Here is a 15,965-nt window from a genome sequence, read left to right as displayed (position 1 = left end):
CACCCATCCCGTGCACACCATCCCCCACTGGATCAACGGCTCGCCGCTCCCGGGCACCGGCACCGCCCCGGTGTTCAACCCGGCCACCGGCGCCGAGCAGGCCCGGGTCGTGCTCGGCGGCGCCGCCGAGGTCGACGCCGCCGTCCAGGCCGCGGCCGCCGCGTTCGAGACCTGGCAGGACTCCTCGCTCTCCCAGCGCGTCCAGGTCATGTTCGCCTTCCGCCAGCTGCTCGTCGAGCACGAGGAGGAGCTCGGCCGGATCATCTCGGCCGAGCACGGCAAGACCGTCGACGACGCCCGCGGCGAGATCGTCCGCGGCCGTGAGGTCGTCGAGTACGTCTGCGGTCTCGGCGACGTCCTCAAAGGCTCCTTCTCCGACCAGGTCTCCCGGGGCGTCGACGTCCACAACTTCCGCCAGCCCCTCGGCGTGGTCGCCGGCATCACGCCGTTCAACTTCCCGGCGATGGTGCCGCTGTGGATGCACCCGGTCGCCATCGCCACCGGCAACACGTTCATCCTCAAGCCGTCCGAGCGCGACCCCTCCGCCGCCAACTTCGTCGCCGAGCTGTACCGGAAGGCCGGCCTGCCGGACGGCGTGTTCAACGTCGTGCACGGCGGCAAGGACGCCGTCGACGCGATCCTCGCCCACCCGGGCATCGAGGCCGTCTCGTTCGTCGGCTCCACCCCCATCGCCAAGTACGTCCACGAGCAGGCGACTTCGCACGGCAAGCGGGTGCAGGCCCTCGGCGGCGCCAAGAACCACGCCGTCGTCCTGCCCGACGCCGACCTGGAGTTCGCCGCCAACCACATCACCGCCGGCGCCTACGGCTCCGCGGGCGAGCGCTGCATGGCGGTGTCGGTCGCCGTCGCCGTGGGTGACGCGGCGGACGCGCTGGTCGCCGTCCTGGAGCGCAAGGCGAACGAGGTGAAGGTCGGCCCCGGTGACGCGCCCGGCACCGACATGGGCCCGCTCGTCACCAGGGCCGCGCAGGAGCGGGTGGAGAACGCGGTCGGCACCGCCGCCGCCCAGGGTGCCACCGTGGTCGTGGACGGCCGCGGGCTGAAGGTCGACGGCCACGAAGAGGGCTTCTTCACCGGCCCCTCCCTCCTCGACCACGTCACCACCGAGATGGACGCCTACCAGGAGGAGCTGTTCGGCCCGGTCCTCGCGATCGTCCGCGCCGACAGCCTCGACCAGGCCATCGACCTCATCAACGCCAACCCCTACGGCAACGGCACCGCCCTGTTCACCGGCTCCGGCGAGGCCGCCCGCCGCTTCCAGCGCCGGATCAAGGTCGGCATGATCGGCATCAACGTCCCCGTCCCGGTCCCGATGTCGTACTACTCCTTCGGCGGCTGGAAGGACTCCCTCATCGGCGACTCCCCCGTCCACGGCCCCGAGGGCATCCGCTTCTACACCCGCCCGAAGGTGGTCACCACCCGCTGGCCGCAGCCCGCCCAGCAGGTCACCGCCGGCTTCACCTTCCCCACCTCCAGCTGACCGTAACCGAGGAGCCGGAACCCGGGGCCGGCTGGATCGGTCAGGAACACATGCGGCGGCTCACGGAGAGCGCGACCGGCGCCCGGCTGACCGCGCTCACCGACATCGACACCGCGCGCGGAGGAGGCGGCGCGGCCCGGGTGGGCTCCCGGGTGTTCGCGGACGGGGCCGGGCTGATCGCGGCGGACGACGTGGACGCCGTACTCGTCACCTCCTGGGGCCCCACCCACGCCGAGCACGTGCTGAGCGCGATCGCCGCCGGGAAGCCCGTGTCCTGCGAGAAGCCGCTGCCCACCACCGCGGAGGACCGTCTGCGCATCGTCGACGCGGAGCGCGCGCACGGCCGCAGGCTCGTCCCGCGAGCCGCCTTCCGGTCACGGTGAACCATCGCGGTGAAGTACACCCAGTACCGGCCCGCGTGGAAGCGGATGGCCCCGGCCCACGCGCCACGGCCGAAGCGGTTCATCCGGTCCCAGTTGAGCAGCGGTCCGATGCGGGTGAGATCGTCGACCACGCCGCCGATCGTCCGCCAGTTGACTTTGTCGCTCACCCACAGCGTGGCCGCCGTGGCCCCGCCCTTGTGCACGGTTGGGACAGTTCAAACGGCAGAGCAGCACTGATCAGGTCCGGCGAAGATCGGCTTCGACTCTCGAACCGGCACTTTAGGTTCACCCAGGATTGAACCGTTCCGATTTTGATGGTGACTCTAGATCTCCTGGCCAACTGGCCCCGCGGTCCGGCGGCGGAGCCATCAGTCCTTCGGTGGCGCCGTGCTCTCCCGTACGGTGAGGGTCGTCGCGATCTCCAGCCCGGTCTGGGGTGCCTGCTCACCGCGGCCGAGGGTCAGTGCGAGTTCGGTCGCCGCGATGGCCATCTCGGTCAGCGGCTGGTGGACGGTGGTCAATGGCGGGTCCACCCAGGAGACCGCCGGCAGGTCGTCGAACCCGACCACGCTCAGGTCGTCGGGGATGCGCAGGCCGGCTTCGCGCGCGGCCTGGTAGACCCCGAGCGCCAGAAGGTCGTTCGCGGCGAAGATCGCGGTGGGGCGGTCGGGCCGGGACAGCAGGTCGCACGCCGCGGTGTAGCCGTCCTCCCGGGTGAGCTTGGCGTGGACCACGAGGTCCGGATCGGCCGGCAGACCGGCGGCCTGCAACGCCGAGCGGTAGCCGTCCAGCCGGGCAACGCAGCACAGCACGTCCTGCGGCCCGCTGATCATCGCGATGCGGCGATGGCCCAGCTCGGTCAGGTGGCGGGTCGCGGCCCGGCCGCCGGACCAGTTGGTGGCGCCGACGAAGGGGACGTCGTCCGGCAGTTCACGGGTCGGATCGAAGACGACGAACGGAATGCCCTTCGCCTGGAGCTGCTCGCGCTCGGCCTCGGAGAGCTGCGCCACCGACAGCACGCAGTTCGGGCGGCGCGCCACGGTGTCGTCCCAGGCTGGAGCGGGTGAGTCGTGCAGGCCGAAGCGCGAGACCATCAGCCCCACGCGGTGCTTGCTGGCCACCCGCTCCACGCCCCGGATGATCTCCACGGCCCACATGCTCTCCAGCTCGCGGAACACCAACTCCACCACGTTGTTGCGGTTGGCCCCCGAAAGCTTGCGGTAGCCGTACCTGTCGATCAGCTCCTCGACGCGGGCACGGGTGCCGGGCGACACCCCCGACTTGCCGTTGAGCACCTTCGAGACGGTCGGAACCGATACGCCCGCCGACTCGGCGATGTACGCGATCGTCACCGGCCGGGAGGCGTCACCCCCGGGGCGTTCGCCACCATCCGCCAGTCCTTCCGCTGCGTCGTCAGCCAAAGCCGCCTTCCGATCCTTCGCGTCCTCGCCGCCCCCCATGGCCGGCCGAGCGGCCGGCAGGCCTGCCCGACGTGTGCGGCACCTTTGCGGTTGCCGCACAGCCGGACCAGGCACCGGCCCGCATCATATTAGCTCTCTCCGCCCGCAAGCGACGAAACTTTCTGCGGCAGCCCGACGCGGCCCGCCTCGCCGGAGGCCGGGATCGCGCCGCAGGATGCGTGCGGTGGCAGCAGCACGATCCGGTGCATGACCACCGAGCAAGCCGGCGCCACGGTCGGGCCCGGTCGTTCCCGGTCGGCGCGGGCGCGGCCCGCCCCTCGGGGGCGGGCCGCCCGGTCTCAGTCCGCGACTGCGTGGGGTGAGGCGCACCGGAAGGCGGCCAGCCGGAAGTCCCCGTGCAGGGTGAGGTGCAGGTCGTACACGCCGTCCAGCGGTGCGGGGACCTCCTGGGTGACGGTCGTCCACGTGTAGCGGCTGCCGGTGATCGGTACGGGGAGGGCCGCGAGGAGGCGTTCGTCGGCCCTGAGTTCCAAGAGAGCCTCGCCCGGCCCGGTGTCCGCGCGCGCGACCTCGGCTTCCAGGCGGACCGCGGAGGTCAGGTCGGCGGAGCGGAAGAGGGCGGTGGCGGGTCTTGTGGGGTCCGTGGGGGTGATCGCGTCGCCGGTGGTGCGGGTGACGTCGACCAGTGTGAGGTTCTCGTAGTCGTCGAAGTCGGCGGCCCAGGTGCGGTCATCGACAACTGCCCGTGGTCCGGGAGCGGTTCCGGTGACGGTGAGGGGCGCGGTGAGGACGACGTCCTCGGCGGACCGGGCGATGAGGACCTCGTACGTGCCCGGGTCGGTGGTGAAGGCTCCGGTGGTGACGTCCCAGTGGGCGAGCTGTTCGGCGGTCAGGTGGAAGGTGACCTCCTGGCTTTCGCCCGGGGCGAGACGGACCTTGGCAAAGTCGGCGAGCCACAGCCGGGGCGCCTCATAGCGGGCGTCCGTCGCGCGGACGTAGAGCTGGACGACTTCGCTTCCGGGGCGGGTGCCGGTGTCAGTGAGGGTGACCGAGATGTCGACCGTGCCGTCGGGGTCGATGGACGCTGCGGACAGGCGCAGGTCGTGGTACGTGAAGTCGGTGTAGGACAGACCGTGGCCGAAGGGGTAGAGGGGTGGGGTGCGGTGGTACTGGTAGGTCCAGCCGGCTTTGACGATGTCGTAGTCGAGTGGGTGGGGGAGCTCGTCCTCGCCCCGGTACCAGGTTTGGGGCAGGCGCCCGGAGGGGTCGGTTTCGCCGAGCAGGACGGCGGCCAGCCCGTGGCCGGCCTCCTGTCCCGCGTGTGAGGTCCACAGTACGGCGGGCAGGTGCGTGTCGGCCCAGTCCAGGGCGTAGGGGTAGCTGCTCATGACGACCAGCGCGGTCTGGGGGCGGACGGCGGCGACCGCCCGCAGCAGCTCCTGCTGTCCTTCGGGCAGTGCGGTATTCGCCCGGTCCTGGGTCTCGCGGCCGCCGATCAGGGGGTGGTTGCCGAGGACGACGACGGCGACGTCGGCGCTCTGGGCGGCGGTCCGTGCTTCGGCGGTGCCGTCGCGGAGCAGTTCGCGGTGGAAGGTTTCGGCGGCCTGCGGGGTCTTGGCCGTCATCCTCACCGCGCCGTCGGCGGGGTCGATGGCGGCGTAGCGGCCGGTGAGGACGTTGCGCAGCAGCACGGCGTCGGGGCCGCCGGCAGGGTCGGGTTCCAGGCGGAACGTTTCGTGGATGAACCAGGACTTGAGCTGTTGCTGGTCGGCTTCCAGGTGGCCGTCGTCCTTGACACTCAGGTAGCGGCCGGTGTCGGCATCGCGCAGTGTCAGTGCGCCTTCGCCCCAGTCAGCGGTGTCGAAGGAGGTCTTGCCCAGCAGTTCGCCGGTGGTGCGCGAGCGCAGGGCGATACGGTCGCAGCCCTCGACCCGGACCACTTGTCCGCCCTGATCGGCGAGTGCTGCTTCCAGCCCTGCGGCGGCGGTGACCTGGTAGGGCAGAGTGCCGCTGTACCAGTCCTCGAACAGGGTGTCGGACAGCGGGCCGATGACGGCGATCGTCGGGGTGCGGGCTGCGTCCAGGGGCAGCAGTCCGTCGTTCTTGAGCAGCACCACCGACTCGGTCGCGGCGAGCCGGGCCAGCTCGCGGTGGCGGGGGTGGTCGATGACGTCGGGGCCGATGTCGGCGTAGGGATCGAGGTGCTGGTCGAACTCGCCGAGCCGGAAACGCAGTTCGAGTTGCCGCCGTACGGCGCGGTCGACGTCGTCCTCGGCGATCAGGGATCGCTCGATGGCCTGGCGCAGCCAGCCGGTGACGGTAGCGCTGTCCTGTTCGTGGTCGGTGAAGCTGTCGATGCCGGCCTTGAGGGCGGCGGCGAAGGCCTGGGGGTGGTCGTCGAAGTAGTGCTCGGGGTCGACGAGGTTGCAGGGTGCTTCGGCGTCGCTGACCACGAACAGCTCGTGGCCGGTGGCGACGGCCCAGCGCCGCAGTTCGTCCTCGATGAGCGGGCTGACGTGGCACGGGCGGCCGTTGACCAGGTTGTAGGCGGCCATGGCGCCGGTGGCCGCGCCGGAGGCGACGACGGGTCGGAACGCGGCCAGGTCGTATTCGTGCAGTACGCGCGGGCGCAGCCCGGAGGATGTGGTGCAGCGGTCGTCCTCGTTGTTGTAGGCGAGGAAGTGCTTGAGGACGGGGGCGGCGCGCAGGTAGTGCGGGTGGTCGCCGGCCAGGCCCCGGCAGTAGGCAGTACCCAGCCGCGCGGTGTGCACGGGGTCTTCGGAGTAGCCCTCCTCGTTGCGGCCCCAGCGCGGGTCGCGCAGCGGGTTCACCACCGGGGCCCACGCCTGCAGGCTGTTGGTGCCCGGGCCGGAGGCGGGCGGGCGGTGGTGGTGGAAGGCGCGCAGCTCGACCGAGACGGCTTCGGCAACCCGGTGCACCAGTTCCTCGTCCCAGGTCGCGCCCAGCCCCACCGCCTGCGGGAAGACGGTCGCCTCGCCCAGCCAGGCCACGCCGTGCAGCGCCTCGGTCCCGGTGCGGAACGCCGCGACGCCCAGCCGCGGCACCGCGGGAGCGTACTGGTGCAGCATCGCGAGCTTTTCGTCGAGGGCGAGTCGTTCGAGCAAGTCGCCGACACGCGTCCGCAAGGACAGCGCCGGGTCCTGGAACGGAAAGTTTTCGACAGCGGAGAGGGATGGCGGACTCACGCAGCTGACCCCTAGCAAGTGGGATGGAACAGAAGGCGAAGCGCATCGACGCTGCCACGCGGCCGTCCGGGCTGTCAACGAAAGCGGAAACGGTTTTTTCCTTCTGTTTCTCCTCTTGTCTGGCAGGAGAACGGTCGATACGGTCGCCGCCAATCGTCTAAGCGCTTCGACGCTTTCAGGGGAAGGGCCGCCTCCACATGAGCAGTCAGCTGAATCGCAGAACCTTCGTCAGTACGGCCGCGTCGGTCGCGGGAGCCGCCGCCATGGCGCCGCTGCTGTCCGCCTGCGGAGGCGGCTCGCACCAGAAGACCGGTGCGAACACCAAGGCGGGTCTGAAGGCGGCGCTGCCGGCCTACGTGCCCAGCGCGGCCGTGAAGCCGGACATCCCGTCCGTGTCGGGTGGCGGCAACGGGGCGGCGACCGACCCCGCGTTCCTGCACTACCCCACTGACCAGGTCGCGACGGTCTCCGGAGTACCGGGCAAGGGCGGCAGCTACACCGCGGTCACCCCGTTGTGGGGGACCATCCCCCCCGCGGGGAACTCCTTCTATCAGGCCATGAACAAGGCCCTCGGCGTCGACCTCACCGTCAAGCCGGCCGATGGCAACAACTACAACACCATCGTCCCCACCATGACCGCCGCGCGCCGCCTGCCCGACTGGATCCAGCTGCCGGCCTGGTGGAACAACGCCTTCAACACCGGCGAACTGGCCGGGACCCAACTCGCGGACCTCACCCCCTACCTGGGCGGCGGCAAGGTCAAGGAGTACCCGAACCTCGCCGCCCTGCCCACCGGCGCCTGGCAGACCTGCGCGTGGGGCGACAAGATCTACGGAATCCCCTGCTTCTCCACCAACTTCGGGCTCGCCGGCGCCATCTTCTACCGCCGTGACAGCCTGGAGGCCAAGGGAATCACCGCGGACCAGGTCAAGTCCGCCGACGACCTGTGGAAGCTGGGCAAGGAGCTGACCGACGCCAAGCGCGGTGTGTGGGCCTTCGACGATGTGTGGACCTACCTCTCCCTCTTCTGGGGCGTGCCGCAGCAGTGGAAGCTGGTGGACGGCAAGCTGGTCCACAAGTACGAGCTGCCGGAGTTCCTGGAGGCCATGGACTGGCACTACCGCCTGGCGAAGTCCGGCTTCATGCACCCCGACGCGCTGGCGGGGAACAACGCCGGCCAGGGCACCCGGTTCTACTCCGGAAAGGTGCTGATCGCCGGCGGGGGCCTCGGCGCGTGGAACCTTGCCGACTACCAGTCGGGCACCGCCGCGGACAAGAACTACCGCCGCGGCTCGTTCAACGTCTTCGCCGCCGACGGCAAGAGCACCCCGAGCATCTTCCTGGGTCCCTCCGCCAGCATGATCAGCTACCTGAACAAGCGCCTGAAGCCGGCCCAGATCGAGGAACTGCTGTCGGTGGCCAACTACCTGGCCGCGCCCTACGGCACGCGCGAGTACACCATGGTCAACTACGGTGTCGAGGGCGTCCACCACACGATGAACAACGGTGTGCCGACGGCGACCAAGGAGGGCCAGAAGTTCGTCCAGGCGACCACCTACCCCTTCCTGGCCTCGCCGACCTCCGTGATCAGCAACCAGGGCGCCGACGTCGTCACCAAGGACTACACCGCCTGGGCGGCCGCGAACGTGAAGTACGGGTACAAGCCGCTGTTCTGGAACGTGAACATCAGCCTGTCGCAGTCGCTGGCGACTGCCGCCGCCGCGCAGTCGGTGGAGGACACCATCAAGGACTGCTACCACGGCAAGAAGAAGGTCTCCGACGTCCAGGCGGCCATCTCCAGCTGGAAGTCCAGCAGTGGTGACCGCCTGACGCGCTGGATGACCACGAACGTCCTGGACAAGGTCGGGACCGGCCAGTGAGCGTCCAGCAGTCGCAGGACACGGGACGCCCTGTGCGGCTGAACTGGCGGATGAGGATACGGCGCGACAAGACGCTGCTCATGATGACCGTGCCCTCGATCGCGCTGCTGCTGGTCTTCAACTACGCGCCGCTGTTCGGCCTGGCCACCGCGTTCCAGGACTACGACCCGCTGATCGGGGTCTGGCACAGCCAGTGGGTGGGATTCGACCAGTTCCGCCAGCTGTTCCACGACCCGCAGTTCTGGGACTCGCTGAAGAACACGATCTACCTCAGTTTCGTCCAGCTGATCCTGTTCTTCCCGATCCCCATCGTGCTGGCCCTGCTGCTGAACACGGTGCTCAGCATGCGGGTGCGCAACTTCATCCAGTCCGTGGTCTACCTGCCGCACTTCTTCTCGTGGGTGCTCACGATCACCATCTTCCAGCAGATGCTCGGCGGCGCGGGCCTGCTCAACCAGTACCTGCGCTCGCACGACATGAGCACGTGGGACATCATGACCAACCCGCACACTTTCGCCCTGCTGGTCACCGGCCAGGCGGTGTGGAAGGAGGCCGGCTGGGGGATCATCGTCTTCCTGGCCGCACTGGCCGGCATCAACAGCGAGCTGTACGAGGCCGCCGCAGCCGACGGCGCGGGGCGCTGGCGGCGGATGTGGCACATCACCCTGCCCGGCATGCGCGGAGTGATCGTGCTGATGCTGGTCCTGCGGCTGGGCAACGCGCTGTCGGTGGGCTTCGAGCAGTTCCTGATCCAGCGTGACGCGGTGGGCCACTCGTCCGCGGACGTGCTGGACACCTTCTCCTTCTACTACGGCATCACCACCAACAACTACAGCTACGGAGCGGCTGCCGGGCTGTTCAAGAGCGTGATCTCACTGCTGCTCATCTGGGGTGCCAACAAGCTGGCGCACGCCTTCGGCGAAGACGGGTTGTACCGCAAATGACCAACACACTCACCATCAGCCCCACCCGCGCCGGAGCGGCGGCTCAGGCCCGCCACAGCAGGGCCGGATCGGCACGCCCGCCGTGGGAGGAACAGCCCAGCGTCGTCGGACGGACCGTCAAGGGACTGACCCTGAGCGGGGTCGTCGCGGTGGTGTTGGTCCCCATCTGGATCATCTTGGTGACCAGCTTCTCCACTCCCGGGGCGATCAACCGGGCCGGAGGCCTGGTGATCTGGCCGGACGGCCTGACCGTGGAGCCGTACCGCGAGATGCTATCCGACCCGACCGTGCGGACCTCGCTGCTGGTGAGCCTGGGCATCACCCTGATCGGCACCGCGGTCTCGATGGCCGTGTCGGTCATGTGCGCCTACGGCCTGTCCCGGCCCCGCTCCTTCGCACACCGCTTCCTGCTGTTGCTGCTGATCGTCACGATGTTCGTCAACGGCGGCCTGATCCCCACCTTCCTGGTCGTCACCGACCTCGGCGGCTACGGCAAGTACTGGGCACTGATCCTGCCCAGCGCGGTCTCGGTGTTCAACATCCTGGTCCTGCGCGCCTTCTACTCCGAGACCTCCGGCGAGCTCATCGACGCGGCCCGGCTCGACGGCGCAGGCGACTGGCGGATCCTGTGGTCCGTCGTCCTGCCCACCTCGCGCGCCGTGACCGCCGTGGTCGCCCTCTTCTACGCAGTGGGCTACTGGAACGCCTTCTTCAACGTGATGCTCTACATGCCCACCGACAGCCAGAAGTGGCCGCTGCAGTACGTCCTGCTCACCTACGTCAACCGCGGCGTCGGCCTGCCTGGCTCGGTCAACGCCGGCTTCGGAAGCGCCCACGCCCAAACCGCACCGCTGTCCCTGCAGATGGCGGTCGTGGTACTGACCCTGGTCCCGCTCCTGATCGTCTACCCGTTCGTCCAGAAGCACTTCCGCACCGGCGTGCTGACCGGCGCGATCAAGGGCTGACGTGATCGGCCGCCGTACCACCCCGCGGACCGGAAGCGGCTCCGCGCGCCCAACCCCGCCGCGTGGCAGGGGCCGCTTCCCACATCCGAGGAAATGGGAGCAGGACACCACGATGGTGACCATCGCCGACGTAGCCCGGCATGCCGGCGTGTCGACCAGCACTGTCAGCTACGTCTTCAGCGGCAAGCGCACGATCTCCGCCGCGACCCGGCACCGTGTCGAGCGTTCCGTCACCGAACTCGGCTACCACCCCAACGCCGGTGCCAGAGCGCTGGCCGGACGCCGCTCGTACGTCCTGGCCCTGGTCGTGCCGCTGCGCACCGACGTCTACGTCCCGATCATGATGGAGATCGCCATCTCCGTCACCGTCCAGGCCCGCAGGCACGGCTACGACACCCTGCTGATCACCAACGGCGAAGGCCCCGAAGGCGTGCAACGGGTCGCCGCCAGCGGACTGGCCGACGGGGTGATCCTCATGGACGTCCAACTCGACGACGCCCGCATCCCCCTCGTCCGCGGCCAGCGCACCCAGGCCGCCCTGATCGGCCTGCCCGACGACCCCAGCGGCCTCTCCTGCGTCGACCACGACTTCGCCACCGCCGGGGCACTGTGCGCGGACCACCTCGCCAACCTCGGCCACCACGAGATCGCCTTCATCGGCTACGGCCCGGGCATCTACCAGCGCCGCGCCGCATACGCCGAGCGCACCCTGGCCGGATTCCGCGAACGAGCCGCACAACGCGGCCTGCGCTTCCTGCACCGCCCCTGCGAGGGCACCTACGAAAGCACGGCCGGGACCGTCACCCGCATCCTCGGCGACCGGCCCGGCACCACCGGCTTCGTCGTGCAGAACGAGGCGGCGATCGGACCCCTGCTCAACCTGCTGCGAACCAGCGGACGCACCGTCCCCGAGGACGCCTCCGTCGTCGCCCTGTGCCCGGCACACCTGGCCGAACAGTACGTGCCGACCCTCACCGCCGTGACCGGCCCGGCCGGGAAACTCGGCCAAGTGGCCGTCGAACAGCTCATGCGCCGGATGACCGCGGCCGAACGCGGCGAACAACCGCCCGACGAACGCGTCCTGCTGACACCGACCCTGACCGTCCGCCAGAGCACCGGCCCCGCGCCGCGGTAGCACCGGCACCGGCCCGAACCCGGCCCACCGCACTCGCGCGGTGCCGGTCGAGCGCGCCCGCGGCAGCAAGCTTTCCCCTGCCCCGGACTTGAGGAGAAGCCCTGTATGTCCCCGCACTTTCGCGACCTTCACCCCCCTGTGGGACCAGGGGCTCCCGCTGTCCCGCCCGCACGCCCGCACGGCTTGCGTGGCCCCGAGCGGACGCCCGAGCCGGCGATGACCGGCCTGGACAACGCGGTCTGGTCGTACGGCGAGGAGGCGTACCCGATCCCGCGCCACTACCTGCACGTGCGCGAGCGGCCGCCTGTCCGCGACGCCGCGGATGCCGGGGCGGAGGTGGCGCTGTGACCGCCACGCCGACCCACCAGACCCTCAGCTGGGGCCACGACGCGTTGCGGCTCGACCTGCGCATTGCCGCCGACGGCACCACCCGACTCGGCCTGGGCGCGCCCTCCGACCCGTCCTGGGACGGCGCGCTGCCGCTGGTCGAGGTCACCGCCACCGGCCACGGCCGGTTCTGGTCCAGCCACCGCCTGGTGGACAGCGCCCTCGGCACGCGGCTGCGGCACCGCGCGCACCACGTCACCCGCGAGGGCGGGTGGCATGTGCTCACCGTGGCGCTTCACGACCCGGACACCGGGCTGGTCGCCGAGGTGGTGTACCGGTCCCCGGACGGCGTGCCGGCCCTGCGCGCCGAGGTGACGCTGCGCAACGAGGGCACCGGCACCCTGCACCTCGAGTCGGTGACCTCGCTGGCCCTCGGCGGCATCACCGACGTCGACCTGGACACCGCCGACGTGTGGTGGGCCGGCAACGACTGGCTCGCCGAGTTCCGCTGGCAGCGCCGGCCGCTGCGGGCGGCGCTGCCCCAGCTCAGCGGGCGGGTCCGGTACGGGTACGGCAAGGGCTCGGTCGCGCTGGCCGGGCAGGGCACCTGGTCCAGCTGCGGACACCTGCCGATGGGCGCGCTGTCCGACCGCGCGTCCGGCCGCGCCTGGGTGTGGCAGGTCGAGCACAACGGCGGCGGCTGGCGCTGGGACTGCGGCGAACGGCACGACACCGCCTACCTGGCGCTGTCCGGCCCCACCGACGGCGACCACGGCTGGCGGCACCCGCTGGAACCGGGCGGCGAGTTCCACGCGGTGCCGGTGTCGGTGGCGCTCGGCGACCGGCTGGACGACGCGTTCGGCGCGCTGAGCAGCTACCGCCGCGCGACCCGCCGCCCGCACCCGGACCACGAGAACCTTCCGGTGATCTTCAACGACTACATGAACTGCCTGATGGGCGACCCGACGACCGAGAAGCTGCTGCCGCTGGTGGACGCCGCCGCGGACGCCGGCGCGGAGTACTTCGTGATCGACGCCGGCTGGTACGACGACAGCGCCGGCTGGTGGGACAGCGTCGGCGAGTGGGAACCGTCCACCACCCGGTTCCCCGGTCCACGCGGCATCCACGAGGTGCTGGACCGGATCCGCGAGCGCGGCATGGTGCCCGGCCTGTGGCTGGAGCCCGAGGTGGTCGGGGTGCGCAGCCCGATCGCCACGGCGCTGCCGGACGAGGCGTTCTTCCGCCGCGACGGCGTGCGGGTGGTGGAGACCGGGCGGTACCAGCTCGACCTCCGGCACCCGGCCGCCCGCGCCCACCTGGACGCCGTGGTGGACCGACTGGTGGGCGACTGGGGCGTCGGCTACCTGAAGCTGGACCACAACATCGACGCCGGCACCGGAACCTCCGGCCACCCCGCCGAGGTCCCGGCGGCCGGGGCGCTCGGCCACCACCGGGCGCACCTGGCCTGGCTGGACGGCGTGCTGGACCGGCACCCGCACCTGGTGCTGGAGGACTGCGCGTCCGGCGGCATGCGCGCGGACCACGCGTTGCTGTCCCGGATGCAGCTGCTGTCCACCAGCGACCAGCAGAACCTGCTGCTCTACGCGCCGATCGCGGCTGCCGCGCCGACCGCCGTCACCCCCGAGCAGGGCGCCGTGTGGGCCTACCCGCAGCCTGAGGACACCCTGGAGGAGGTGGCGTTCACGCTGGTGAGCGCGCTGCTCGGGCGGATCCACCTGTCCGGGCCGCTGGCCGGCCTGGGACCGGAGGCGCGCGCCCTGGTGCACCAGGCGGTGGCGGTCTACCGCGACCTTCGCACCGACCTTCCGGGCGCGCTGCCGATATGGCCGCTGGGCCTGCCGGCCTGGGACGACCCCTGGGCGGCGCTGGCCCTGCGCACCCCGACCACCACCTATCTGACCGCATGGCGCCGCCCCGGCGCCGCCCCGACCACCACCCTGCACCTGCCGCACCTGCTGGACACCCCGGCAGTCACGACACCGATCTTCCCTGCCAACACGCGCGCCACCACCTCCTGGAACCCCGGTGCGGCGGAACTCACGCTGGCCCTGCCCGCGGTTCCGTCGGCCGTCCTGCTCCGCCTGAGCTGACCCGCGCCCACCCCTGAACCGACCCGCCCCACCTCCCGGGGCCGCCCCACAGTGCGATGAGGGCTCCACCCCCCACCCCTGCCTGCCGTGCCTGAGCGCACGGCTGGAAACCCGCCGTTCCGCAGACGGGAGCACCACATCCCTGCTCGAACACGACCCAATGGAGGGTTTCGTGAAACGGTTCCTGCGCGCCGGACGCGATCGCCTGCTCGCCCTGGCCGCCGCTACGACGTTCACCGCCGCCGCCCTGTCCGTCGGCGCGTTCACCGCCGCCGCCCCGGCCGCCGCCGCCACCTCCGCGACGGTGACGGTCGACAGCACCCACTGGCTGGCGAACTACTCGTCCACCACCCCCGGCCTGAACACCCAGGTCTACGACGCCAACATGAACCGCTCGGACATCCCCGGCCTGCTCAACAACGCCGGTATCGGGATGATGCGCTACCCGGGCGGCAGCTACGCCGACGTCTACCACTGGCAGACCAACACCGCCGACGGCAACTACGTCGCCCCGAACACCGACTTCGACACGTTCATGGGCACCGTCCGGGCGGCGAACACACAGCCGATCATCACCGCGGACTACGGGTCGGGCACGCCGCAGGAGGCGGCGGACTGGGTGCGGTACGCCAACATCACCAAGGGCTACGGCGTCAAGTACTGGGAGATCGGCAACGAGATCCCCGGCAACGGCGAGTACGGCGCGCAATGGGAGACGGACAAGCACTCCAGCCACAGCGCCACCACCTACGCCACCAACCTCCTGCAGTTCGTCTCGGCGATGAAGGCGGTCGACCCCAGCATCAAGATCGGGGCGGTACTCACCACACCCGGTAGCTGGCCCGACGGCATCGTCGGCCCCGGCGACACCCAGGACTGGAACCACACGGTCCTGTCGATCGCCGGTCCGAAGATCGACTTCGTGATCGTGCACGACTACCCGACCAGCACCAGCGAAGCCGACCTGCTGGCCAAGCCGCAGACCAACGTGCCGACCATGGCCGGCACGGTGCGGTCGCTGATCAACCAGTACGCCGGCAGCAACGCGCCGAACGTGAGCATCGCCATCACCGAGACGAACGTCGACAAGTACAAGGACACCGCCCCGAACGGGCTGTTCGCCCCGGACCAGATGCTGACCTGGGCGGAGCACGGCGCGTTCACCGTCGACTACTGGGCCATGCACAACGGCACCGACTGCTCCCACGTGACCACAGTGGACGGTGCCACCGACTACGACGAAGGGGGCGTGCTGGCCAGCGGCCCGTCCTGCGAGCCGCCGCTGGACACCCCGTTCGCGCCCTACTACGGCATCTCGATGATCAGCAAGCTGGCCCAGTCCGGCGACTCGCTGATCCAGGCCAGCAGTTCCACCTCGCTGATCTCCGCGCACGCGGTGCACCGCGGCAACGGCGACGTGAACGTCATGCTGATCAACAAGGATCCGAACAACAGCACCACGGTGTCCCTGTCCTACAACGGGTTCACGCCGTCCTCGGCCGCCCCGACCGTGTACACCTACCTGAAGAACGCCACCTCGATCACGTCGTCCACCACCGGCAGCGGCACCACCCAGACCGTCCCCGCGTACTCGGTGGTCGTGGTGCAGATGCACCCGAGCAGTGGCGGTGACACCGGCGGATCCTCCGGCGCGCTGCACGCCGTCGGCTCGGGCAAGTGCCTGGACATCGCCAACAGCAGCACAACCGCCGGGACGCAGGCCCAGATCTGGGACTGCAACAGCGGTACGGCCCAGACCTTGACGCGCACCTCCGCCAAGGAGTTCCGCCTCTACGCCAACACCTCCACCCCGATGTGCCTGGACGACTACGGCAAGGGCACGACCAACGGCACCGCCGCCGTGATCTGGCAGTGCAACGGCGGCACCAACCAGCAGTGGAACGTCAACTCCAACGGCACGATCACCAACGTGCTGACGGGGCTGTGCCTGGACGTGAACGGGTACGGCACCGCGAACGGCACCAAGGTGCAGCTCTGGGCCTGCGGCTCGAACCAGAGCAACCAGCAGTGGACGTTCGGCTGACACGAGTCGGCTGAACCGCACCGGGCGGCCCGGCGCCTCGCCGGGCCC

At 70.3% G+C, this 15,965-nt stretch carries 10 protein-coding genes and 1 pseudogene; 9 read left to right on the top strand and 2 right to left on the bottom strand.

Annotation, left to right across the window (positions count from 1 at the left end; translation table 11 throughout):
* The first annotated feature begins 10 nt into the window (after positions 1–10).
* Together ACFY0P_RS37395 and ACFY0P_RS37390 are read left to right on the top strand one after the other, a co-directional pair.
* Positions 11–1,501, top strand: a complete 1,491-nt coding sequence (locus tag ACFY0P_RS37395) for a CoA-acylating methylmalonate-semialdehyde dehydrogenase (RefSeq protein ID WP_388923707.1) — start codon at positions 11–13, stop codon at positions 1,499–1,501.
* A pseudogene (locus ACFY0P_RS37390) lies at positions 1,498–1,857 on the top strand (Gfo/Idh/MocA family protein); the annotation flags it as partial. The gene ACFY0P_RS37395 and the pseudogene ACFY0P_RS37390, both read left to right, overlap by 4 nt.
* Before the next feature lie 395 nt (positions 1,858–2,252).
* Here the strand turns inward: ACFY0P_RS37390 and ACFY0P_RS37385 are convergent.
* Complete coding sequence (locus ACFY0P_RS37385; protein ID WP_388923938.1) at positions 2,253–3,236, bottom strand: LacI family DNA-binding transcriptional regulator; 984 nt, start codon at positions 3,234–3,236, stop codon at positions 2,253–2,255.
* Between the two features lie 407 nt (positions 3,237–3,643).
* On the bottom strand, positions 3,644–6,511 hold the full coding sequence (locus tag ACFY0P_RS37380) for a glycoside hydrolase family 3 C-terminal domain-containing protein (RefSeq protein WP_388923705.1): 2,868 nt from the start codon (positions 6,509–6,511) through the stop codon (positions 3,644–3,646).
* A 197-nt stretch (positions 6,512–6,708) separates the two neighbouring features.
* Here ACFY0P_RS37380 and ACFY0P_RS37375 point away from each other — a divergent pair, with 197 nt between their 5' ends.
* From ACFY0P_RS37375 to ACFY0P_RS37345, 7 genes are all read left to right on the top strand, one after another.
* The gene (locus ACFY0P_RS37375) at positions 6,709–8,391 is read left to right on the top strand and encodes a Tat pathway signal sequence domain protein (RefSeq protein WP_388923702.1); all 1,683 of its coding nucleotides are present in this window, start codon (positions 6,709–6,711) and stop codon (positions 8,389–8,391) included.
* Positions 8,388–9,335, top strand: a complete 948-nt coding sequence (locus ACFY0P_RS37370; RefSeq protein ID WP_388923699.1) for an ABC transporter permease — start codon at positions 8,388–8,390, stop codon at positions 9,333–9,335. Before ACFY0P_RS37375 ends, ACFY0P_RS37370 begins: the two co-directional genes overlap by 4 nt.
* Positions 9,332–10,300, top strand: a complete 969-nt coding sequence (locus tag ACFY0P_RS37365; RefSeq protein WP_388923696.1) for a carbohydrate ABC transporter permease — start codon at positions 9,332–9,334, stop codon at positions 10,298–10,300. The genes ACFY0P_RS37370 and ACFY0P_RS37365 overlap by 4 nt, the downstream gene beginning before the upstream one ends.
* A gap of 112 nt (positions 10,301–10,412) precedes the next feature.
* Positions 10,413–11,435 carry a LacI family DNA-binding transcriptional regulator gene (locus tag ACFY0P_RS37360; protein ID WP_388923693.1) on the top strand — a complete coding sequence of 341 codons (1,023 nt, stop codon included), beginning with the start codon at positions 10,413–10,415 and terminating at the stop codon, positions 11,433–11,435.
* Between the two features lie 183 nt (positions 11,436–11,618).
* The gene (locus tag ACFY0P_RS37355) at positions 11,619–11,783 is read left to right on the top strand and encodes a hypothetical protein (RefSeq protein ID WP_388923690.1); all 165 of its coding nucleotides are present in this window, start codon (positions 11,619–11,621) and stop codon (positions 11,781–11,783) included.
* Positions 11,780–13,873, top strand: a complete 2,094-nt coding sequence (locus ACFY0P_RS37350) for an alpha-galactosidase (protein ID WP_388923687.1) — start codon at positions 11,780–11,782, stop codon at positions 13,871–13,873. The genes ACFY0P_RS37355 and ACFY0P_RS37350 overlap by 4 nt, the downstream gene beginning before the upstream one ends.
* Positions 13,874–14,045: 172 nt before the next feature.
* Positions 14,046–15,917: an RICIN domain-containing protein gene (locus ACFY0P_RS37345; RefSeq protein ID WP_388923684.1), complete on the top strand. Its 1,872-nt coding sequence runs from the start codon at positions 14,046–14,048 to the stop codon at positions 15,915–15,917.
* The last annotated feature ends 48 nt before the right edge of the window (positions 15,918–15,965 follow it).

It is taken from the genome of Streptomyces sp. NPDC001714, from assembly GCF_042892755.1.
In the GTDB taxonomy this organism is placed as follows: domain Bacteria; phylum Actinomycetota; class Actinomycetes; order Streptomycetales; family Streptomycetaceae; genus Streptomyces.
This window is presented reverse-complemented; position numbering and strand designations above follow the sequence as displayed.

What these genes read in the sequence shown, in the direction of transcription:
- ACFY0P_RS37375 (WP_388923702.1), top strand. Translation starts at nt 6,709, where the DNA reads ATGAGCAGTCAGCTGAATCGCAGAACCTTCGTCAGTACGGCCGCGTCG.
- ACFY0P_RS37365 (WP_388923696.1), top strand. Translation starts at nt 9,332, where the DNA reads ATGACCAACACACTCACCATCAGCCCCACCCGCGCCGGAGCGGCGGCT.
- ACFY0P_RS37360 (WP_388923693.1), top strand. Translation starts at nt 10,413, where the DNA reads ATGGTGACCATCGCCGACGTAGCCCGGCATGCCGGCGTGTCGACCAGC.